This window comes from Pseudomonas sp. FP198, assembly GCF_030687895.1.
Lineage (GTDB): Bacteria > Pseudomonadota > Gammaproteobacteria > Pseudomonadales > Pseudomonadaceae > Aquipseudomonas.
In genome coordinates this window covers 4,999,849-5,022,159 of sequence record NZ_CP117452.1, presented here as the reverse complement: position 1 = coordinate 5,022,159, position 22,311 = coordinate 4,999,849, and the positions used below count along the sequence as shown (strand labels likewise).

The 22,311-nt window shown below is 57.1% G+C and carries 21 protein-coding genes; 18 read left to right on the top strand and 3 right to left on the bottom strand.

All coding sequences use genetic code 11. The features are described 5' to 3' along the window. Position 1: 1 nt before the first annotated feature. Together PSH78_RS22865 and PSH78_RS22860 are read left to right on the top strand one after the other, a co-directional pair. The gene (locus tag PSH78_RS22865; RefSeq protein WP_305496968.1) at positions 2–1,417 is read left to right on the top strand and encodes a saccharopine dehydrogenase C-terminal domain-containing protein; all 1,416 of its coding nucleotides are present in this window, start codon (positions 2–4) and stop codon (positions 1,415–1,417) included. 16 nt (positions 1,418–1,433) lie between these two features. Further along, on the top strand, positions 1,434–2,615 hold the full coding sequence (locus PSH78_RS22860) for an MFS transporter (RefSeq protein ID WP_305496967.1): 1,182 nt from the start codon (positions 1,434–1,436) through the stop codon (positions 2,613–2,615). Here the strand turns inward: PSH78_RS22860 and PSH78_RS22855 are convergent. After that, entirely contained in the window at positions 2,560–2,916 is a 357-nt protein-coding gene (locus PSH78_RS22855) for a hypothetical protein (protein WP_305496966.1), read from the bottom strand. The genes PSH78_RS22860 and PSH78_RS22855 overlap by 56 nt on opposite strands. Before the next feature lie 223 nt (positions 2,917–3,139). On the opposite strand from PSH78_RS22855, the gene PSH78_RS22850 reads away from it, so the two are divergent. Then, a complete protein-coding gene (locus PSH78_RS22850) occupies positions 3,140–4,135 on the top strand; it encodes a hypothetical protein (RefSeq protein WP_305496965.1) in 996 nt (331 codons plus the stop codon). Positions 4,136–4,243: 108 nt separating this feature from the next. Here PSH78_RS22850 and PSH78_RS22845 read toward each other — a convergent pair whose 3' ends face one another. Continuing rightward, on the bottom strand, positions 4,244–5,725 hold the full coding sequence (locus PSH78_RS22845) for a PLP-dependent aminotransferase family protein (protein ID WP_305496964.1): 1,482 nt from the start codon (positions 5,723–5,725) through the stop codon (positions 4,244–4,246). Positions 5,726–5,845: 120 nt separating this feature from the next. Between PSH78_RS22845 and PSH78_RS22840 the strand changes: the two genes are divergently transcribed. The 12 genes from PSH78_RS22840 (at position 5,846) to PSH78_RS22780 (ending at position 19,553) form a co-directional block, all read left to right on the top strand. Beyond that, complete coding sequence (locus PSH78_RS22840; RefSeq protein ID WP_305496962.1) at positions 5,846–6,454, top strand: LysE family translocator; 609 nt, start codon at positions 5,846–5,848, stop codon at positions 6,452–6,454. A 437-nt stretch (positions 6,455–6,891) separates the two neighbouring features. Then, positions 6,892–7,542 carry a hydrolase gene (locus tag PSH78_RS22830; RefSeq protein WP_305496960.1) on the top strand — a complete coding sequence of 217 codons (651 nt, stop codon included), beginning with the start codon at positions 6,892–6,894 and terminating at the stop codon, positions 7,540–7,542. A 364-nt stretch (positions 7,543–7,906) separates the two neighbouring features. Next, on the top strand, positions 7,907–8,416 hold the full coding sequence (locus PSH78_RS22825) for a pirin-like C-terminal cupin domain-containing protein (protein ID WP_305496958.1): 510 nt from the start codon (positions 7,907–7,909) through the stop codon (positions 8,414–8,416). A 441-nt stretch (positions 8,417–8,857) separates the two neighbouring features. Continuing rightward, on the top strand, positions 8,858–9,550 hold the full coding sequence (locus PSH78_RS22820) for a hydrolase (RefSeq protein WP_305496956.1): 693 nt from the start codon (positions 8,858–8,860) through the stop codon (positions 9,548–9,550). Between the two features lie 89 nt (positions 9,551–9,639). Continuing rightward, positions 9,640–9,921: a XapX domain-containing protein gene (locus PSH78_RS22815; RefSeq protein ID WP_370871139.1), complete on the top strand. Its 282-nt coding sequence runs from the start codon at positions 9,640–9,642 to the stop codon at positions 9,919–9,921. A 74-nt stretch (positions 9,922–9,995) separates the two neighbouring features. Further along, complete coding sequence (locus PSH78_RS22810; protein ID WP_370871016.1) at positions 9,996–11,996, top strand: amidohydrolase; 2,001 nt, start codon at positions 9,996–9,998, stop codon at positions 11,994–11,996. A gap of 206 nt (positions 11,997–12,202) precedes the next feature. Further along, complete coding sequence (locus PSH78_RS22805) at positions 12,203–12,943, top strand: SDR family NAD(P)-dependent oxidoreductase (protein WP_305496951.1); 741 nt, start codon at positions 12,203–12,205, stop codon at positions 12,941–12,943. A gap of 98 nt (positions 12,944–13,041) precedes the next feature. After that, a complete protein-coding gene (locus tag PSH78_RS22800; protein ID WP_305496950.1) occupies positions 13,042–13,914 on the top strand; it encodes a LysR family transcriptional regulator in 873 nt (290 codons plus the stop codon). Positions 13,915–14,041: 127 nt separating this feature from the next. After that, positions 14,042–14,971, top strand: coding sequence for a LysR family transcriptional regulator (locus tag PSH78_RS22795; RefSeq protein WP_305496949.1), 930 nt, complete (start codon positions 14,042–14,044; stop codon positions 14,969–14,971). A gap of 336 nt (positions 14,972–15,307) precedes the next feature. Continuing rightward, entirely contained in the window at positions 15,308–17,020 is a 1,713-nt protein-coding gene (locus tag PSH78_RS22790) for a sigma-54-dependent Fis family transcriptional regulator (RefSeq protein ID WP_305496948.1), read from the top strand. 293 nt (positions 17,021–17,313) lie between these two features. Then, entirely contained in the window at positions 17,314–17,892 is a 579-nt protein-coding gene (locus tag PSH78_RS22785; protein ID WP_305496946.1) for a nuclear transport factor 2 family protein, read from the top strand. Positions 17,893–18,077: 185 nt separating this feature from the next. Then, positions 18,078–19,553 carry an aldehyde dehydrogenase family protein gene (locus PSH78_RS22780; RefSeq protein WP_305496945.1) on the top strand — a complete coding sequence of 492 codons (1,476 nt, stop codon included), beginning with the start codon at positions 18,078–18,080 and terminating at the stop codon, positions 19,551–19,553. Positions 19,554–19,775: 222 nt separating this feature from the next. Here PSH78_RS22780 and PSH78_RS22775 read toward each other — a convergent pair whose 3' ends face one another. Beyond that, positions 19,776–20,195: a hypothetical protein gene (locus PSH78_RS22775; protein WP_305496944.1), complete on the bottom strand. Its 420-nt coding sequence runs from the start codon at positions 20,193–20,195 to the stop codon at positions 19,776–19,778. A gap of 243 nt (positions 20,196–20,438) precedes the next feature. On the opposite strand from PSH78_RS22775, the gene yfcF reads away from it, so the two are divergent. The 3 genes from yfcF to PSH78_RS26750 all read left to right on the top strand — a co-directional run bounded on the left by yfcF (position 20,439) and on the right by PSH78_RS26750 (position 22,289). Continuing rightward, on the top strand, positions 20,439–21,071 hold the full coding sequence (gene yfcF, locus PSH78_RS22770) for a glutathione transferase (RefSeq protein WP_305496942.1): 633 nt from the start codon (positions 20,439–20,441) through the stop codon (positions 21,069–21,071). 423 nt (positions 21,072–21,494) lie between these two features. Then, positions 21,495–21,887 carry a VOC family protein gene (locus tag PSH78_RS22765; RefSeq protein WP_305496941.1) on the top strand — a complete coding sequence of 131 codons (393 nt, stop codon included), beginning with the start codon at positions 21,495–21,497 and terminating at the stop codon, positions 21,885–21,887. 246 nt (positions 21,888–22,133) lie between these two features. Beyond that, a complete protein-coding gene (locus PSH78_RS26750; RefSeq protein ID WP_370871014.1) occupies positions 22,134–22,289 on the top strand; it encodes an NUDIX domain-containing protein in 156 nt (51 codons plus the stop codon). Positions 22,290–22,311: the final 22 nt, after the last annotated feature.

Sequence of the window (22,311 nt, the reverse complement as noted above, 5' to 3'; positions counted from 1 at the left end):
AATGAGCAAGGAAGCGAGTTTTTCCGGCAAAAAATGGGTGTTTATCGGCTTCGGCTCGATCACCAAAGCGACCATCGGGCTGCTTGTCCGCGCGCGCACGTTCGATCTCTCATCGGTTGTGGTCATCGCTCCGCAGATAGAGAAACACCAGCCGTTTATTGAACTGGGGGTAAGTTTTATCGACGTGGCGCTGACGCCCGAGAATCTTGGCCACGTATTGCGCGATGTGGTCCAGCCTGGTGATTTCATCGTCAACCTGTCGGTCAATGTAAGCAGCGCTGACCTGATCAGATTTGCCCATGCTCAAGGCGCGCTCTATCTCGATACCTGCATCGAACCCTGGGAGGGCACCTACAACGAACCCACTCTGACCACCTCGCAGCGCTCCAATTACGCGTTGCGCGACCAGTTGCTGGCCCTTGGAGATGAGCTTGGGCCGGGCCCTACTGCGGTCGTGACTCACGGTGCAAACCCGGGCCTGGTCTCGCATTTCGTCAAAGCCGCATTACTGCAGCTCGCCGCGAAACTCGGCGTGGCCGTGCCTGAGACCGAGGGGCGCTTGGCCTGGGGCGAGCTGGCGATGGCGCTGAACGTAAAGGTGATACACATCGCTGAACGCGACACTCAACGCTCGTCACGCATCAAGTCTGATGACGAATTCGTCAACACCTGGTCAGTCGACGGGTTCGTCAGCGAAGCCGGACAGCCCGCCGAACTGGGCTGGGGGTCCCATGAGAAAACCTGGCCACCCTTCGCTCGCCATCACCAGTTCGGTTCAAATAACGCAATCTACCTGGAGCGCCCCGGTGCCTCGGTGCCAGTGAAAACCTGGACCCCCAACGGCGGCCCCTGCACTGGCCTGCTGATCACTCACAACGAAGCCATTTCGCTTCCCGACTTTTTGACGGTCAAGGATGGCAGCGTGCTGCTGTACCGGCCAACTGTGCATTACGCCTACCACCCTTGCGACGATGCACTGCTGTCGGTGCACGAATATGTCGGGAGAGGTTGGAAGCTCCAGGACAGCAAGCGGATCATGAACGATGAGATCGCTCCAGGCGGTGTCGACGCGCTCGGTGTGCTGCTCATGGGCCACGCCCTGAACGCCTATTGGTACGGTTCGATCCTGAGCATCGACGAGGCGCGGCAGATTGCCCCGTTCAACACGGCCACCAGCCTGCAAGTGGCAGCCGGTGTGTACTCAGGCATCATCTGGGCCATCGAAAACCCCGACCGCGGAATCGTCGAGCCGGAACAGATGGATCATCGTCGGGTGCTGGAAATTGCTCTACCCTTCCTCGGCTGTCTCGAAGGCATCCAGACCGACTGGACGCCCCTGGACACCATCAATGCGCTGTTCCACAAGCCTGAAGGTGAGCTCTGCCCGTGGCAGTTCGAACACTTTACCGCTGTCTAGCCAAGGTCGGTCACGAATGGAAAATACCAGTATCGAGTACACCGACAAACAACGCTGGTTTGCGCTCACCAAGATAAACACCCTCTCGGCCCTGTCGCAGATCGTGCAGATTGGTACCGTCACTCCGCTGCTGTCGCTTTCGCTGGAGCAGCAAGGGGTCGAGCCGGCAAAGATCGGGGTGATTGTCAGTGCCTCGTGGTTAGCGATCCTGTTGCTCTACAAGTGGGTTCCCCGCTTGTTGGCCCATCTGGGCCTCGTCAAGACGAACATCCTCAGCGCAGCACTGACGATTTCCGCGCTGATCGGCATGACCCTGACTACCCATCTGGTACTGATTTTTTCGCTGAACTTCGTGCTCGGTATCGGCTTGATCCTGCGCTGGATCGCCTGCGATACGTGGATCGTCGCGGTCGCCTCAAAAGACGAACGCGGCCGGGCGATCGGCGTACACGAGACCTTGATGGGCCTGGGTATTGCTGTTGGCCCGTTGGTGTTGGTTGTGTTCGGCGTGGAAAGTACCGCGCCTTACTATGCCTGTGCCCTGATCGTGTTGTTATCCGGCGCGCTGGCCTTGACCCTCAAGGACTACGATACGCGACCGCAAACCCCAGCGGAAAAACGCCATGGCAAGTTGTTCAGCGTCATCCCCACGGCGCTGTGTGGCGCGTTTATCGCAGGCTTTTCCGAAACGTCATCCGTATCATTCCTTGCAGGCTACAGCCTCTCGGCCGGTTATCTGTTGACCGCCGCCACCCTGCTGATATCGGTGTTCGGCATTGGCGGCACCGTCCTGCAACTGCCGATCGGCTGGATGGCCGACCGCAGCTCGTACAAAGTCGGCCAATTAGTCTGCGGCTTGATACTTTTGCTGGGTACGCTGGCCATCCCGCTCAGCCAGCCGTTTCCTTGGCTGGCGACGATTATCGTGTTCCTGTGGGGCGGCGCCATCGGCGGCATGAACACCCTGGCAGTGATCGAGGCGGGAGACCGGGTTGAAGAACATCAAGTGTCCACCGCCATGACGGCCATTGCGATGTTCTACACCTTGGGTAGCGTATTGGGTCCCATTGCCACGGGTGCGACAGTGTCCTACGTCAGCGCGCATGGACTGATGATCTCGGTGGGGATAGTCGGTGCGGTTTTTATTGCGATGTTGATTTTGCGTAGAGCGCCGCGGCAGAGTGGTTTGCGGCGGTGATCTTGGTTGGCGCTGTGTGCTGTTGTGGGGGGCAAAAACTGGAATGCCCACAGAAGCGCTGAAACGGTTCAACTCTTTGGGCACTTTTTTCGATTGCAGCAAGGCAAAAATGAAGTCGAGCAGTACCCGGTCTTTGCTTTTCTTTAACCGTGGTCTCCAGCTCCAGCAGCGCGTTGGCAATGCGCAATGGGCTTTGCGCCGCAGCGGCACCGGCCAATGCTGCTTCGGCTGTGAGTTTGCCTTTCAGCACGGCCTGCAAGAGGTAAAGATCATCTTCAGCCAGGCCGTTGGCTGAGTGCATAAAACGGCGACGCTCACCGCTTTAGAAGTTCATAAGAATTCCAAGCGGCGCGCGTTCGCCATTCTTGAGTGCTCGGTTCCCTTACTGGTTGAATATCCCGGTGCAAATGCTCACGTGCCTGCCTAGGCGGCATGGGAGTAAAATTGACTCAGCATAAGGGCACACCCTTTTTGTGTCGTAGGTGCGTTCAAACCCCATCACCCGTTCAGGAAGTTTGGCTCGCATGATCCCCGTTGCACTGCCCTCCGCCGAACTACTGCTTTACCTTGCCTTTTTCGTCGCCGCGGCGGTTTTCTGGTTCGGGTGGACGATAAGGCTGGTGGTTCGATATATCAAAGGTCGCTGGCGCCGCCCTCTCCTCCTGCCTTACATGCTTGTCACCGCGTGTGCGCTTTTTACCCTGTGGCAGTCCGCGGCTTTTTATGTGCAGATGCGCGGCTATGAACGGGAGAGAGAGGCAAGTTATCGCCCGGAACTAGTAGAGCCGATGCGCCTTGGCCACATCGACATGCCCAAAGGCACAAAACTCGAATTAGCCGTTGCGGATCTACCGGAATCCTTCAAACGAGCCGTGTTTCCAAGCCCTGTGCGTATGCTCGATATGGATGTCGTCGAAGTAGCCCGCTACATCGCGATTCAAACCAACGAAAAATACGAAACGGTGGGCTTCACGCCAGAGAACATGCGGCTAACCGGCCATGGCACGACGATGCAGAACGGCTGGCGGTGCAATGCGCTGCAACCGGTGGAGTTTGAGCTCAAGCCAGATGGCGGCGTATCGAGGTTCAGCACCTGTACGCTTGCTGATGGCAATGTAGTCGATGGCATCACCTTGCCCGAAGGCACCTCGCTCCGGGCTTCGACCGGCAATATCTATGCCGATGGGTTTGTAGACTCTGACCGGTGGGTTCTCGATATGCCGGAAGGCGTGCCCGTGCGTATCGATAATTTCGAGCTTGCGGATGCCAGTATTGCGCTCGACGCAGAGCGAAGGCTCTATGAAGTCAGAAGTGCGGTGCTTTCGAACGTTGCCACACTCGCAGGGCGCCGTTATGCGGCGGCAAGCGCTATCCGCTTCAATCCGCTCCATGTCCGGGAAGACTATGCGGGTGCCTGGTTGATAACCCCACCGCCGGGCGCCGACGGCTCACAGCCGGTAGCGCCTAAGACCATCGTGCAGCGCAGAGACGGAAAGGTGTTGGCCACACTTACTGACTAAACGCGCGATCGTTTAAGTGAATGGTTGGCCCAGCATGTGCCGGTCACCTTGCCGGGGGTGCCGAAAGGCAGAGCCGACAGCAACAGGTGCAAACCACTTGGTCCTTCTTCACTGCGAGGGCTGGTTGGCCCTGAGCAGGTGCGCCAGTTTTCCCGCAGCGCTTTTTACCTGGGCGCGGGTGAGCGCGGCAAAGCCCAAGACAAACGCTGGTCCCGGTTGAAGGTTGTGACAAGAATGGCGAAGCGGTTGCAGCTGCAGCCCGACCTGTTTCGCTGCTTCGACTAGCTGGTTTTCGTTTTGGTTTGCAGTCAGCCAGAGAATCAAATGAAAACCCGCGTGTTCGCCGCTAATGCGATAGCGCCCCGGCGCCTGGGTGCGCAAGGTATCCAGCATGATATCGCGCAGGATCTGGTATTCCTGCCGGGCGCGGCGTAGATGGCGTAGAAACGCGGGGCCGCGCATAAATGCCGCTAGGCCCAGTTGTTCAGAGATTCCCACGCTGCGTCCCACCGTGTGCCACAGGAGGAGAATCTGACTATGCAGCTGCGGCGGCGCGAGCAGATAACCGAGTCGAAGGTTGGAAAACAGCGCCTGGTTAAAACTCCCGCAGTACACGACCCGCTGCATGGCATCGATGGATTTGAGCGCGGGCAACGGAGCGCTGTGGTAGTTGAATTCGCTGTCGTAATCGTCCTCGATGATCCAGCCGTTGTTCCGCTGCGCCCAGTTGAGCAATTCCAGGCGGCGGCTGGCTGACATGATTACCCCGAGTGGCGACTGATGCGCCGGGGTGACATAAGCCAGGCGACAGTTAACCGAGTCTGAGAGGGCGCGCAGATCAACACCTTGCTCATCGATGGGTGCATACAGCAGCGATGCTCCCGCCTCGGCAAAAATGCGGTGCACGGCCGGGTAGCCTGGGTCTTCCACGCACACCTTGTCGCCAGGTTGCAGTACGCAACGCGCCACCAGGTCGATGGCATGGCGGATACCGTTAGTGATCAGTACGTGTTCGGCCTGACAATCGATGCCGCGGTGGTTGCGCAGGTACCGTGCGACCTGTTCCCGTAGCGCCCAGGCGCCTTCGGGCTCTGCGCTACACATCTGCTCGGGCGTCATCGAAGCCATGGCACGTTGCAAATGGGCCGCCCATTCAGCGGGTGCAATCAATAGCGGATTGGCCAGTCGAGCAACAAATGGCACACCTACCTGGGCGCGATTTTCGGCTTTCGATCCGGCCGACGTCGGGGGGGGCTTGGTGGATTTTTTCGGTGTGGGTGGTGTGGTGCGCGTTGCACTCACCGCTTTGAGGTAGCTGTCGGGGATAACTGCACTCACGTGGCTGCCCGAGCCGACTCGGCGAAGGATGTAGCCTTCGAGCTGCAATCGCTCGAACACGTTTTCCAGCGTGCCGCGGGCAATTCGCCAGCGCAGCGCAAGCTCTCGGGTGGACGGCAGTCGATCGCCCGCGTGCAGCAGGCCATTCAGGATCGCTTCACGTATGGCCAAGTAAGCCCGCTCCTGTTTCGTCGTGGCGTTACCTTCTGGAGGCAGGGGCAGGTCCATCGCAGCGGGGGTTTTACCTTTCATAATGGTCCATTCAAAGATTGCTTTAATGGCTCTATTGAGTGAACCACTACGCGCCGTAGTGTAGCGCCATCTTCGCAATGGATACGTCTGAGGTCGCCAATGTCACCTGCCGATTATTGGTTGTTTGCGTTTATCGCTGTGGCTCAGGTGGGCTCGCCGGGGCCGTCGACGATCTTTCTAATTAATAACGCCCTGGTTTACGGCCCAGGGCGGGCCATCTGGATTCTCACCGGCGACTTGCTGGCCATCGCGGTGCTCGCCAGTTGTTCACTGCTGGGCATCGACGCATTGCTGATGGCCAATCCCGGCGTGTTTATGGCGATCAAACTGGCGGGTGCCGGGTATCTGGTCTGGCTCGGCTTCCAGCAACTGCACCTGGCGCGCCACAGCGTGGTCACACCAATTGCCGGCGCGCCGAATGAGCGCTGGTCGACGCTGTGGGGAAAATCGTTTGTGGTGGGCATCAGCAACCCCAAGGCGATTCTGTTTTTTTCGTCCTTGCTGCCGCAGTTTGTCGGCAATCCAGAGCACGCCAATCTCGGCTCGCTGCTGGGCCTGATTGCGCTCTTCGTGCTGATCAAATTCATGGTCTCGGCGACCTACGCGTTAACCGCTAAAAAAATGGCTGACCGGCTGGCCAAGCCGGGCGCGGCGACCTGGGGCAAGCGAATCACCGGCGGAGTATTGGTGATGTTCGGCCTGGTAATGGCAACCGCTGCCTTCGAGTGAGCCCCCTTGAAACTCACCTGTGTGTGACGTGGATATCAGCGCTCTGGCGATTCGGCAATTTGCGCAGCCTGGTCGCAATATTCAATCAGCAGTTCGTTGAGCACCCTGATTTTTCGCGCAGGGTGCTGGCTTGGTGGCCGAACTACATACGCGGCAGCTGGAGGCGGCGGATACCGCGTGATGATCGCCACCAGTGCGCCGCTGGCAGAACGCTCAGTGGTGAACAGTCCGGCAACCAGGCGATGCCGATTCCGGCCAGGTTGGCAGCAATGGCCCTGCGTTCCTTTTTCTGCGACACAGCTAACCGTTTGGCGCTACTACCCGAAGGTAAAGGGGTCCTGCACAGTGCGCTAAGCAGCGTCGCTCAAAGGCGCGCTGTGCGAACACTGACTCCGCTAACAATCCCGCTGACCAAGCGGCAACAAGAGGATGTATTTATGGCTTCGCGTAACGGTCTTGCTTCGCTTCTTCGCCCCGAAGACTCCGTGTTGGTGCTGATCGACCACCAGCCTTTCCAGCTCACCAATTTGAACAGCCACGATCCGCACGCAGCGGTCAACTGCGCGACAGCACTGGCGAAGGCGGCGAAGGCATTTAACGTCCCTACCATTCTGACCAGTGTGATCGGTGAGCGCGGCGGTTGGATCTTTCCGCAAATCACTGATGTTTTCCCCGGCCAGGAAGTGATTGACCGAACCCTGATCAACACCTGGGAAGACAAGAAGGTGGTGGATGCGGTTAAAGCGACCGGTCGCAAGCAATTGATCATCGCTGGCCTGTGGACTGAAGTCTGCGTCGCCATGCCCGCAATTCAGGCGCTGGGCGAAGGCTGGGACGTGACCGTGGTGACCGATGCGTGCGGGGGCGTTTCGGTTGAGGCCCATCAGGTTGCCATCCAGCGCATGATCGGAGCAGGGGCAAATGTCATGACATGGTTGGCAGTCATGGCTGAATGGCAGCGCGACTGGGCACGCCTCGATACGGCGGGCGCGGTAACCGAAGTGCTTCAACAGCACGCCGCCGGTAGCGGCATTGCGTACCTGTGGGAGCAGCAGTTGCTCAACACCCCGGTACCGGTCGAAGGCTGATCCAGCTGGGATGAAGGACTAGCCAGGCGCCGCTCCGTCAGGGGGACTCCCGCCTTCATTCCCGCTTTCTACATATCGAATATCCCTGATGGCTTGGGGCTCGTGCAACCGACCCGATCTCGCCATTAACCCTGATAAAAGGAACCGTGCGATATCGACGGGCGTTTCTGATTGGCGATCCTTCAACGGTCGGCAGCCAAATGCTGCATGCCTGTGAAACGCTGGGTGGCGTAGCGCGAGCTACCTTCCTGATGAGTACCGCCTCGCTCGACACGGCGGGAATGAAACGTTCGATCGAACTATTGGGCAGCGAAGTCGCACCGGTTATCCGCGCGCTGCCCGCTGCACAGGCAGGAGAACGACCATGATTGAGATGATCATCCAGCAGCGGCGCCGCAACCTTGGTGGCGGCGTTGAAATCGGCCGCGTGCTGCCGTTCGCCAAACAGCGGATGGTTGGCCCATTTATTCATTTGGAAATGTTGCCAGGTGCGACCGCCGAAATTCCGTACGGGCACCCGGAGCGCGCGCTGTATGTTGCGGCCGGCGCGGTCGAGCTGGGTGGCGCCCGGCACGAGGCAGCCCGCATGCTGGTACTCGGCGCCAACGCTTCGCGCGTTCGAGCCCTGGAGCGTTCCACGGTGATGGTTCTGGGCGGCGAGCCTGTCGGCAAGCGGTATCTGTACTGGAATTTTGTGTCCTCGTCAGAGACCCGACTCGCCCAGGCGGCTGCCGACTGGAAGGGGGGAAGAATGAAACTTCCGGATGCCGATGACGCCGAATTTATCCCGCTTCCGGACGAGCTGAAGCCGCCGCGCTTACCGTCTGAAAAAGCGGCTTTCTCGACGGCGATAGCGCGGACTGATTTCACCTGACCGCGCTGCCATGCTGCAGCTGCATTGATCAAATCACAAAACCTCACTTTGGCTTTACCAAATGATCAATCAGGCTGTCGGCGCGAAACTCCGGCGCCACTGTCTGTTGGTTACATATAGTCAGTATCTTGTTGATAATTAACCGTTTTTTTAGATTTATGGCGATGGCATAGCCCTTGCTTTCCCGCTGACTGTCGCATTGCCTTGCGGTTTGGATTACCACAAATCGCCAAATGGCAGTGAGAACGAAGAACGGATATCGACTGGAATTTGGTGAACGCCATTGGATAAGGCCTGCATCCATAAATCACGGGGCTTTTCGGCAGCCCCTGAACTGGCCCGGACAGTGGCACTTGCGGCTACCGGGACGGGCAGCGTTCTGCTCACGCAGCGACGCATAACGCCGCTTTCGCATCGGTCTACCTATAAAGGAAATCCGCCATGTCCAATAAGTTCTTAGAGGTACTAACCCCGCAAAACAGCCAGGTCATTTTCATCGACCAGCAGCCACAAATGGCCTTTGGTGTGCAGTCGATAGATCGACAGGTGTTGAAAAACAACGTGGTGGGGTTGGCCAAAGCTGCTAAAGCGTTTGGCATACCTACGACCATCACTACGGTGGAAACCGAAAGTTTCTCGGGCAATACATATCCTGAATTGCTGGCTGTTTATCCGGAGAACAAAATTCTCGAGCGCAGTTCGATGAACTCTTGGGACGACCAAAACGTTCGTGACGCCTTGGCAAAATCCGCCAGTGCCGGCCGCAAAAAGATCGTCGTATCCGGCCTGTGGACCGAGGTCTGCAACACCACCTTCGCACTGTCCTGTCTGCGTGACACGGACTATGAAATCTACATGGTTGCCGACGCCTCGGGTGGCACCTCGGTTGACGCACACAACTACGCCATGGACCGCATGGTTCAGGCCGGTATCGTGCCGGTGACGTGGCAACAGGTGCTGCTCGAATGGCAGCGCGATTGGGCGCGCAAAGAGACCTACGAGGCCGTGATGGCGATCGTTCAGGAACATTCCGGCGCCTACGGCATGGGCGTGGATTATGCCTACACCATGGTGCACAAGGCGCCAGAGCGTGTGCAGCACGGCGAGCACATCGGTCCAAACCCAGCCAGGTAAGCGTGCAGTGAAAGAGCTATCGCGCGCCGTTAAGGCGATAGCTCTCCCCCATCGCCGTTATTGTCCAGAACACGAGGTGGAGCATGAAAATGTATGCATTGTCCCTGGCCGCCGGCCTGCTTGTTGGTGTCGTCTACAGCCTGCTGAGCGTGCGCTCACCCGCACCGCCGCTAGTGGCTTTGGTCGGGCTGCTTGGAATTCTGGTCGGTGAACAGATCATCCCGATAGGCAAGCAGATGCTATGTGGAGCAGCGTTCAGCGCGGCCTGTGACAAAACGCACGCCTTGAGTCATGTACTGGGTCAGTTGCCTGGTCGAGCTGCGCAGGAGCAGGAGCAGGAGCAGCAGGTGCAAGAGTCCAAGCAGACGTGAGCAATCAGTTCTGGCGTTCACCTATTTCCAGAAGCAACTGGAAACGGGCTTCGTATTTGTGAGGACCACAACCTATGACATCGCGCCGAAAGTTTCTCGGGGCCGCCTCCACGCTCGCGTTGGGTGGCGTCTTTGGGCACAACGCTTTTTCCGAAACGCTTAGAAAGGAAAGGCCCACTATGAGCGACTCCATTCCCGAAATCATTTTCCGCAATGGTGAGATCACTACATTGGATCGCACCAACCCGGTCGCCAACGCCGTAGCAATTAAAGACGGCAAGTTTCTGGCAGTAGGTTCAGACCAGGAAGTCATGGCGCTGGCTGGTTCAGCTACAAAAATTGTCGACCTCAAGCGGCGTTGCGTACTGCCCGGCTTAGTCGACAATCATATCCACATGATCCGCGGCGGCCTTAACTACAACCTGGAATTGCGCTGGGACGGAGTGCGTTCGTTGGCTGACGCGATGGACATGCTCAAGCGTCAGGTGGCTAACACGCCAGCACCGCAATGGGTCCGCGTAGTCGGTGGCTTTACCGAACACCAGTTCGTTGAAAAGCGCTTGCCCACCATTGCCGAGATCAATGCTATCGCGCCCGATACGCCTGTATTCCTGCTGCATCTCTATGACCGGGCCTTGCTCAATGGTGCGGCCTTGCGTGCGGTTGGCTACACCCGCGACACACCCGAGCCACCCGGCGGGCAAATTTTTCGCGATGCCAATGGCGCCCCGACTGGCCTGCTGTTGGCCACGCCCAACGCGACGATTCTTTACGCCACGTTGGCCAAGGGGCCGAAGCTGCCCTTCGACTATCAGATCAACTCCACCCGCCATTTCATGCGTGAACTCAATCGCTTGGGTGTGACAGGGGTTATTGATGCGGGCGGCGGTTTCCAAAACTACCCCGACGATTACGCAGTGATTCAGAAGTTGGACAACGAAGGTCAGATGACGGTCAGGCTGGCTTACAACCTGTTCACCCAGAAACCCAAGGAAGAAAAGGAGGATTTCCTCAAGTGGACCTCCAGCGTCAAGTACAAGCAGGGTAACGACTACTTCCGTCACAACGGCGCGGGTGAAATGTTGGTGTTCTCCGCAGCTGACTTCGAGGATTTCCGCCAGCCGCGGCCGGACCTTCCGCCCGAGATGGAAGGCGACCTGGAAGAGGTTGTACGCATCCTCGCGCAGAACCGATGGCCGTGGCGGTTGCATGCCACCTACGACGAAACCATCACTCGTTCGCTGGATGTATTTGAGAAAGTTAACCAGGACATCCCCCTGGCAGGCATCAATTGGTTCTTTGATCATGCCGAAACGATCTCGGACAAATCGATCGACCGGATCGCTGCACTCGGTGGTGGCATTGCCGTGCAGCATCGCATGGCCTATCAGGGCGAGTATTTTGTCGAGCGCTACGGCGCCCGTGCCGCAGAGGCAACGCCCCCCGTGGCGCGCATGCTGGAAAAAGGCGTGAAAGTGTCAGCGGGCACCGACGCCACCCGCGTCGCCTCTTACAACCCTTGGGTTTCGCTGTCTTGGATGGTCACCGGTAAGACGGTGGGCGGTCTGAACCTGTATCCCCAACGCAACCTCCTCGATCGCGAAACCGCGTTGCGCATGTGGACAGAGAACGTCGCCTGGTTCTCTAACGAGGAGGGCAAACGCGGCCGCATCCAAATTGGTCACTTTGCGGACCTGATTGTGCCGAGCAAAGACTACTTCGCCGTACCTGAAGACGAGATTTCTTTTCTCACCGCTGATCTGACCGTGGTGGGGGGGCGCGTGGTCTACGGTGCGGGCCCTTTCGCCCCGCTTGACGACAACCCGCTACCACCCGCCATGCCCGACTGGTCCCCAACGCGTACTTTCAAAGGTTATGGCGCCTGGGGCGACCCAGAGGGTGCGGGCAAAAACTCGCTGTCGCCGACGCGCGCCCACCTCGCCGCTTCGTGCGGGTGTGCAAGCTCTTGCGGCCTGCACGGGCACGACCATGCCGGTGCATGGGGCTCCAATGCTCCGGTTTCGGACCCCCGAAGTTTCTTTGGTGCACTGGGCTGCTCCTGTTGGGCAGTGTAAGAAGAGCCACCGTTGTGACGGAGGTGTCGCGCTGCGGTTGCATCGCTGTAAAAGGGGACTGCATGTTCCCCTTTGTGCGACACAGTAAGGCATTTTTTAGGGCTACAAACGCGGGAACTGCAACCCTACTATCCGCTCCGTCGGCGCGCTTGCCCAACCTTGGTGACGGCGGGCGACCCAATAACTGTTAAGCACAAAGGTGAGTAATGATCGATTTGAACGGCAAACGTGCGCTGGTGACGGGAGGTGCTCGCGGGATCGGCGCTGCAATCGCAGTGGCGCTGGCGGAGAACGGCGCCGATGTTGCGTTCACCTACCAGCACTCGATGCAAAAAGCTGAGTCCGTGGTCAAGTCCATCGAAGAAAAAGGCTCCCGCGCAATTGCTATTCAAGCCGACAGTGCCAACCCAGAAGCCATTGAAGGCGCTGTCGGGCAGGCCGTCTCGGCGCTCGGTGGCCTCGATATTCTCGTTAACAGCGCGGCGATCGGCTTAAGCGGAATGATCGTTGACATCAACGTGGACGACTATCAAGCGCTGATGGACATCAACGTACGAGGCCCCGTTCTGTTTGCCAAGGCGGTTATCCCGCATCTGTCCGCTGGCGGACGAATCATCTCAATTGGCTCGGGTTTGGCTGAGCGAGTTCCGTTTCCGGGCGTCACCGCCTATGCAATGTCGAAGTCGGCGCTGCTCTCCTTTACCCGCGGCCTGTCCCGCGAACTTGGCCCCCGTGGTATCACCGTAAACCTTGTTCAGCCGGGGTCGATCGACACCGACGCAAACCCAGCAGATGGTCCTGGGGCCGATTTCCAGCGAAGCCTGTCGTCCCTGGGGCGTTTTGGCGAGCCTCATGAAGTAGCGAGCGCGGTGGTCTTCCTGGCGAGTCCTGCCGCGAGCCTGGTGACGGGCTCCATCCTGACCGTGGACGGCGGGGCGATCGCTTAACCTTCCGCATCCAGAAAGGCTGCTCACGGCAGTCGCCTGGCTCGGTCTGCTGGTCAGGGGCTGAGCACACTTGAGGCCGCTTGCAGAGGCGGGAAGCATTGGATATTGAAGACCTTCAAACCTTTATCGAGGTTGCTGATGCGGGCGGCGTATCGCCTGCGGCGCGGCGCCTGGGCGTCACGAAATCCATCATAAGCCGCACGCTCCTGCGGCTAGAGACCCGGCTGGGCGTTCAGTTAATTGCCAGAACCACCCGGGGTGCCGCAGTTACTGAAGCAGGAGCAGCCTTCCGGGAGTACGCCTCACGCATCGTCACCGAGTTCGACGCCGCCAAGGAAGCCGTTATTCCGGCTGGAGACCTTCGAGGCCGCTTGCGAATCGCAGCCCCCATCTCATTTGGCCCGACGCATATTGCTCCCGTACTTGCGGAAATGGGGCGGCGTCACCCTCAACTTCATATTTATACGAGCTACAGCGATCGAATCGTGGACCTGATCGGCGAGGGATACGACTGCGCTATTCGGGTAGGACATCTACAGAGTTCCAATTTCATCGCTAAGCGTGTGGGCAGCATTCACGGCAAGCTCGTAGCCAGCCCTGACTACGTAAAAGCACATGGGGCGCCAGAGGCCCCCCATGAGCTTCTCGAACACGAATCCCTGATGCAGGGCGTGGAAGCCTGGCGGTTTATGGATGGCGAAAAAACCATCACAATCAATCCACAGGGCCGCTTCAAGGCCGACAATCCTGTCGCGCTCGCTGCGGCAGCCGTCTCCGGCCTGGGCCTGGGGTACCTCTCTGATAGCGTGATTGATGAGCACATCAAAACCGGCGCTCTGGTGCCCGTAATGCTCAGATACCCCCCCATGCGAGCTGGCATTTACATTGTTCGACCGCATAGCCAATACCCGACGCGAAAAGTACGGGTGCTGACAGACATGCTGGTCGAGTGGTTCGCAAACGCAGGCTAGCGCCCCTCCACCCAAGCGATTTTTCGATGCAGCCGATCAGTTTGCTTTGTGCTGGTATCGTGAAAGCAAGTTGCGCTCGGGCAGGCCGTCTAACAGCCTGCAAGTCAATTTCCTTTGGACTTTGAGTATGAACAAGCTATCTGAAATGCAGGCTTTAGTGGCAGTAGGGGACACGGGGAGTATTTCCGAGGCCGCTCGTCGTTTGGGTACGGCTAAGTCGATGGTTTCTGAGCGCATCCAGCAACTGGAAAAACGCCTAGGTTGCATCCTGCTAGAGCGTGGCCGGCAGACTCGCCTGACCGAATCTGGTGAGGTCTTTTACCGTCATTGCACCAGGATCCTTGCCGATATTGAAGATGCCGAAAACGCAGTGCTGACTTCTCAGTCGATTGTTCGAGGGAGTTTACGCATCGCTGTTCCGATGGCGTTCGGTATGCGATATCTGACCCCAATGTTGGCGTCTTTTGCCGAGCAATACCCCGACTTGAACCTGGACGTTGAGTTCGACGACCGCCGCGTCAACTTGCAGGAAGAGGGTTTTGATGCGGCGGTACGCATTGGCGAATTACCGGACTCTTCGCTGATCGCCAAAATCATTACGCCTAACCGCCATATCATCTGTGGCAGCCCTGGCTATCTAAGTAGGCATGGCACGCCTCAGATACCCCAAGACTTGGCTCAGCATTTCGCCATGCTCTACGTTAATCGCGAACCACATGGCATGTGGACGCTGCCGGTGAACGACACATTGCAATCATTTCGCGTGCGCTGCCGAATGCGTACTAACTGCGGCCATCAGTTGATGGAGGCGGCAAAGGCCGGTCTAGGGCTCGCTATATTGCCCACATTTCTGGCCGCGGAGGCAATCGTAGCCGGGGAATTGGTGGAAGTATTGGAACCTTATGCCCCTCGAGGAGGAAACATTTCTATCGTTTATCGTCAGTCGCAAAAAGCCTCGTCCAAGCTCCACGCGCTGAGCAACTTCCTTAGCGAAGCGATCGGCGATCCGCCAATTTGGGAGCGGATGCTGGCGGTCAGTTCGCAAGCGCAGTATTGAGCCGTTCGAGAAAAACGAAACACCGAACCGGTTTTTCCAGGCTTATGGTCGGGCACTCCACGACTTATCCTTTTTAATGCTCAGCGCTTCAACGCGTCTGGTCCGGTGAGAAGGTGAATGCCCAGGGTTTGCGCCCCGCTGTCGGCATAATTACTAACGCCTTGGTCAGGGCTTTGATGTTCTTCGTGCACCCTGTGCGCCTTGGCGGCTTTGCTTTGCCAGGTCCGCCCGACTCTACCGGTCCCATTGGCTAGAATCGAGCGACGGCACGATCGCTCTTTTCAGTCCTCTCATTCGGCGCAAAAACTAAACCGACATCAATCGAGGCGTCATTCAATGGTTGCCAGTTACAAGCCGGGGCTCACGTATTCCGGATTTCAGGACCTGAGCGAGCAGATCCGGTTTCAAAGCACAGAAGGCAAGATCTGGTTTGGCGAACAGAGAATGCTGCTGATGCAAGTGTCGGCGATGGCTAACTTGCGCCGTGAACTCATGAATACGCTCGGGATCGAGCGCGCGAAGGGTTTTTTCCTCAGGCTTGGCTACCAATCGGGCCTCAAAGACGCCGAAATGGCGCACAAGCTTAGGCCAGACAGTCCGCAGTTGGAGATGTTTCTGGTTGGTCCGCAGCTGCACTCCCTGAAGGGCATGGTCAATGCGAAACCCATTCAGCTTGAGATTGATCAGGAGACCGGCCACTTCTACTGCGAACTTGAATGGATTGACTCCTTTGAAGTCGAGACCTGTCTGACCGAGGTGGGGCTGATGGAGGAGCCGGTTTGCTGGTCCTTGTTGGGCTATGCATGCGCGTACAGCTCTTCGTTCATGAAGCGGGAAATCATCATCCAGGAAACAAGTTGCCGCGGATGCGGGGATGAGCGCTGCATCATCATTGGAAAACCCGCTGAGGAATGGGAGAACGCTGCGCAGTTCAGACGTTACTTTCAAGCCGACCCCATCATCGAGGAACTGTATGAACTGCAATCGCAGATCAGCTCACTGCGCACGAGTCTCGCGAAGCAGGAAGGTCATTACTACGGCATAGGTCGCTCGCCTGCTTACCTGAAGGTATGCAGGATGATCGACAAGGCAGCCAAGGGCAGGATTTCGGTTTTGCTGCTCGGAGAAACGGGTGTCGGCAAAGAGGTTATCGCCCGGAGCGTGCACCTTCGAAGCGAGCGTGCCGAGCAAGCATTTGTAGCTGTGAACTGTGCTGCCATTCCGCAGGATCTGATTGAAGCCGAGTTGTTTGGCGTCGAAAAAGGCGCGTATACCGGCGCCAATCAGACCCGCCCGGGGCGCTTCGAACGCGCCCACGGCGGTACCATTTTTCTGGACGAGGTGGTGGAGCTAACGCCCAGAGCGCAGGCGACCCTACTGCGGGTATTACAAGAGGGTGAGTTCGAACGGGTGGGAGACTCTCGGACTCGCAAGATCGATGTGCGAGTCATAGCGGCCACCAATGAAAGCCTCGCCGATGCAGTCGAGGCGGGTCGATTTCGCGCTGATCTGTATTACCGCCTGAATGTGTTTCCGGTACAGGTTCCGCCCTTGCGCGAACGGCTTGAGGACCTGCCGCTGCTGGTCGAGCACTTTCTAAGCAAATTTCACCTGCAGTACCACAAGCGCACGCTGGGTCTGTCGGACAAGGCTCTGGAACTGTGCCTTCAATACGCCTGGCCCGGGAATATCCGCGAATTGGAGAATGTGCTCGAACGTGGTGTCATCCTGACCGACAGCAATGAAACCATAGGGCAAGAGGCGCTCTTCGCCGTCTTCCCGAAGGCGAGCAATCAGCTCGGTGACCGTATCAACGCCGACGGCGCGCTCGTCCAGGCCATCGACGCGCAAAGCGCCGCCGATTGGGTCACGCAGATCTTCGAAATGGACGTAAGCCTGGAGGCTGTGGAAGAACAGCTGATGCGACGCGCAATGGAGCTTGCTCAACAAAACGTTTCGCAAGCCGCTCGCATTTTAGGCCTGAGCCGCCCTGCACTGGCTTACCGGCTGAAAAAAAGCGGCATCCTCGACGACGGTCGCGCCGACTGACTGGCATCGGCCGCCCTTACAGGCGGCTCTGACAATGGTGATCCTCCAGCCGGAGGTAACTTCTCGTCATTTATCAAATACGCAATGGCTCACCATGCCTTGATCAAATAATTAATCCAGAACGCCGGATACGCTCCACGCTCTATTCTGTTTTTTTATTATCCTATTGATATGTAAGGCATTTATATAGGATTCATGGCCATGGCATAGCCTTTGCTCTAGTACTGCCAGCCGCATTTATACAGTCCCGTATAGAGCGGCACCGCAATGGTAGTCAAAAACGGAGAAGGCTCATGAACACCTATAAAATTAAGTCGCTCGCTGCAGCAATTACGCTTGCCACGTGCATTTTCACTCTCACGCCTGCAGCGGCACAGTCAACTAGCGAAGCGCAGTCTGCCGCTTCACTTTCGGTTGTCATGGAATTCCTGGCCAACACGGCGCCCGACAAAGTTGAAGCTGCTGCAAAGAGACTTGCGGCTCCAGACGCAACCTATGTCTCGCTCAACTTCGAGAATCCGGAACTGCAAAAAATCATGCCATGGACCGGCACTAACAAGGGGCCAACAGCTTTTAGCTCGCTATTCATGCAGGTCTCGGATTACTGGAAGATCGAAGACTTCACCGTCACTACCAAAATCGCATCCGGCGAGGATGTTGCGATCTTCGGTAAGTTCACTTACCGCTCCGTGGCGGTTAACCACGTGTTCACCTCACCGTTTTCCATACACGCCAAGGTTCGTGACGGAAAGATGACCTACTTCCAGTTCATGGAAGACACCTACGCGTCTGCCAGTTCGTTCCGGCAGTCTGGTTCGTGGATCGTAAAGACATCAAAGAACGCCGCCCCCTTCACGGTAGGGGCCCACTGACGCCCTCCATCACGGGGTGAACACTTGCGGGCAGAGTGGCCGCAGAACCAGTTCGCTTCTGCCGGCAGATGGCTCCCAGCTGCATGGCAGCTTATGGCGCGTTCTATCTGTATGCGACTGGACTTGATGCCGTTTGAGCAAGGCCTTGCTGACACTTCGCAACAGACAAGATTTGAGAGTTAGTCATGAATATTGATACCCCGCACACGTCCAGGCATGCGTTGAATTGGGTCGGCGGCGAGTGGGTGGGCTCGGATACGATCCGTGGGTCCATCAATCCTGCCACCTACGAGCTTATCGGCACCTATGCCGAAGGGGGGAGTGAAACCGCTGCGGCGTGCATCGTCGCGGCGAAACGCGCAATGCGCGAGACCGATTGGGTACACGACCGCAAGCTGCGTGCGCGTGTGCTCGACAACCTAGCAGACGCTTTCGAACGTAATCGGGGCGCGCTCATCAAGATCCTTTGCGCCGAAAACGGCAAGATTCAACGCGAGGCCGGCTTCGAGGTCGACCTTTGCGCCCCGTCACTACGCTATTTTGCCGGGATCGTGCGCACTGATGCCGGGCGGGTCGTGGACTCAAAGCCGGGCAGAATCGCGCTTGTGATGCGTCAGGCGATGGGCGTGGCGGGGATCATTGTCCCTTGGAATTCCCCGATAATTCTGACGGTACGATCGCTCGCACCTGCCTTGGCGGCCGGGTGTGCGGTAATCATTAAGCTGCCGGGCAAAAGCGCGCAGATCGCCGCAACCCTTTCCAATATCTTCGCCAACATAACGGATCTGCCCCGCGGCGTGATCAATATGTTCACCGACGAGACAGGCGAGGGAGCCAAGCATCTAGTCGCCTCTCCCGAGGTGCCGGTCATCAGTTTCACGGGTAGCACAGCGACCGGAAAAGCGATCGCGCTAAGCGCTGCACCGCACTTCAAGCGCATTGGACTCGAACTCGGCGGAAAGACCCCTTCGATCATTTTTAACGATACCGATCTCGACCTCGCGCTGCCCGCACTCCAGACGTCAGTGACCATGTTCGCAGGGCAGTTCTGCGTGACTGGCCAACGGGTCATCGTGCAGGAAGGGATCGCCGACGAGTTTCGCGAACGCTTCGCCAAGCGCCTGCGCTCGGTACAGGTCGGGCCTGCGGCGGACCTGTCCAGCGATATGGGCCCGATGATCGACCGCGAGAATGTCGAACGCGTCGATAAAATCGTCGAGCGCGCCATTGCGGACGGCGCCGACGTCATTGTGCGAGGCGGGCCTGTCACCGAGGGCTTGCTGTCGAAAGGCGCGTTCTTTCGCCCCACATTTCTGGAGGTCACCGATTCAACGATGCCAGTAGTCCAGGAAGAGACTTTCGGGCCGGTCGTCACTATGCAGAGGTTTGCTACGGAACAGGAGGCCGTCGCGTTGGCAAACGACAGCATCTATGGCTTGGGGGCCAGTATCTGGACGCGCGATCTCTCCAAGGCGCTGCGGATCGCGCCCAGGATCGAAGCGGGCATGGTGTGGATCAATGAATGGGGAGCACTCGGCGAAGACACGGAGGAAGGCGGTTCCAAGCACTCGGGGATTGGCCGTTTGAATGGTGTGGCGGCGATTGAGGACTTCACCGAGATCAGAACGATCACGCTCAACCCAGGGCTGATGAACGTCTAGGAGCGGGCAGCTTTGTTCAAACACACTGAAGACAGGTTTATTGCGCCGCTCAAGTCGTCCGCTGCTGGCCGTTAACTGCCGGTCGTGATCGGCCGCAAGCGGCCAGCGCTAGGCCCGTTTGCGTGAGTTGCACGACGCTGTTTTGGGTATGCTCTTTGTGTGCCGCATCGCCCCGTCCGGGATACCACCTGGGATACCAAAGCGCCTGGAACTCAGAAATCCTCAAAAGCCCACAGAAGCGCTTAAACCCCCGTGTTCACTGGATTTCAGGCACAAAAAAAGACGTCCGAGGACGTCTTTTTTGTTGGATTGGTGGGCCGGGGTAATTTGAACCCGTTTGGTAAATTGTTGATTTATAACATTGATATCTAATTTGATTTTTGGTTGGAATACCAATTGGAATACTGCACTCCAGTTGACCACCCGTTTGCATTCGATCTGACCAGCACGTTTCGTAACCACGATTGGCAGTGAACTACCCATAGCTGCCGGTTGCGACAGGCAGAAATCGGCCAAAAGCAGTCGTTCCCGTCTTCGCCGTATGCCCGTCTGCGAACCCACGACAGGCGCATTGCATGACTCACTTTTAAAACTTGCGCGTGAATGAATCGCCGAGTTGATACGCCATAACAGCGGCAACATGATCAGCCAGCACAATGGCGCCGGCAACAATGAGGACGGTGTCTAGTCCTGAAATAGGCCAACAGCGAGCTGCCGATTCCGGAAGAGAAAATCACAGATGCATATCTCCAATCTGAAGGAAGTCAGACGAAGTGCGATCGTCAACAGAGTATTCCGGTCAGGAATACGCCCATGAAAATCATGAATTTTATTTATCACTGTGGATCTCTTATCGTGGCTCCTTCTGCATAAGGAGATGACCCTATGAGTAGTTCCCGCCTGCGCTTGTACGTTGACTCTCAATTTTCCAGCCCCTATGCCATGTCGGCTTTCGTGGTACTCCGCGAAAAGGGCATCGAATTTGAGATGATCCCGCTAGACCTCGAAGCATCTGAAAATCAGTCAGAGGACTATGCCAGCCTCTCGCAGACCCAGCGGGTACCCACACTTGTGCACGGCGACTTCGCCTTGTCTGAATCGTCGGCGATCACTGAGTACCTGGAAGACGTTTTCCCCCAAGCACCGGTTTACCCACAAGACCTGATGCAGCATGCAAAGGCACGACAAGTCCAGGCATGGGTGCGCAGTGACCTGCTGCCCATTCGGCAGGAGCGATCCACATTGGTTGTGTTTTATGGACTCAAATCAAACCCCTTGTCACCAGCTGCCGTGTCGGCAGCGCGCAAGCTGTTCGGTGCCGCACAAACGCTGCTTGCCGGCAATCCCGAGTACCTGTTCGGCGAATGGTCGATCGCCGATGTGGATCTGGCCTTGATGCTCACCCGGCTGATACTCAATGGTGACTCCGTACCACCCGCGCTGGTGGAGTACGCGCGGCGCCAATGGCAACGTCCAACCGTACAGGAGTGGGTCAAATTGCAACGTCCTCCGATATAGTCGGCACACCTATTATTTTATGGAGAGCGGCTGAGAGGGTTTCGGGCTCGTTTCAGAAGTTAGGCCTGGGACCTATTCTCGATGGCCGGATGTAACGAAAGCAGCTTCGGGAAAAGGTACAGAGCACCAATCGAAAAACGCTTTCGATCAGCCGTGGCGATTTTTAATCGGAGTGGACATCGCGTTTCTGAGCAGACTGCGAGTTCGCCGACTGACCGAACGCCGACAGATCTTACGTAAAGGCGAGGACTTTAAAATGCTGCTTGTCCTTTCACAGTGTGGGTCGATAGTAACCCTTCACACAGGCAGCAATCTGCCCAGGTTGTGTAAAACAGTTTCCAAGGTTTAAGGCTAGGAGCTGATAACAGCCTGAAAACTCTTGGTATGGTGCGAGAAGGCTTCCTTCTTTATTAGGACAAAAAATTGATTTCACATGTAATCATCGGCGTGAATGACTTCAATCGAGCACTTGTGTTTTATCAAGGGGTCATGCAAATACTCGGACTTGATCTCAAGTTTACAGACCTTGAACGTCCATGGGCTGGCTGGAAACACCCCGACACTGCACGCCCTCTTTTCGTGGTGGGCAAACCGTTCGACGGCGAATCTGCGACGCTAGGAAATGGGCAAATGATTGCTCTGCTGGCACCTAATCGAGAGATCGTACGCAACGTCCATGCTTTGGCATTGGTATTAGATGGAACATGCGAAGGCGCTCCGGGCCTGCGACCCGAATACCATTCAAATTTTTATGGGGCGTACTTTCGAGACCCTGAAGGAAACAAGCTTTGTGTCTGTTGTCACGAACCAGAATAGCTCAAGTGCAGGATCTATTTTTGGCTGAACTCGTGAACAAAAAATTGTTGAGAACCCTTCTATGATTTTCGAGGATTTCATCGCAAGGATTGCCCATGAAGCGCTTTATTCAAGCTGGACATCGAGGCTTAGGTCGTAAGATGTGTGCTTCGTTGTCGATAAGGAAATCGCCATGTCACCGAACATGGTTTGCCCCGTCATTCTCTCTAGCATTCCTGGTGCACATATCCTTCTTTCCGCCATCCAATGGCAGGCGGACAATTGGTCAAAGGGACAATCGAGAAAGGTGAAACCCCAACTGAGACCGCTCTGCGCGAATTAAGCGAAGAATCAGGCATTGCGGCCGCCTCGGTGGTCAGCGATATGGGCTGCTGGGACGCCGGGCATCTCGACCAGATATAGTCATTCCAGCTGTGTGTCACCC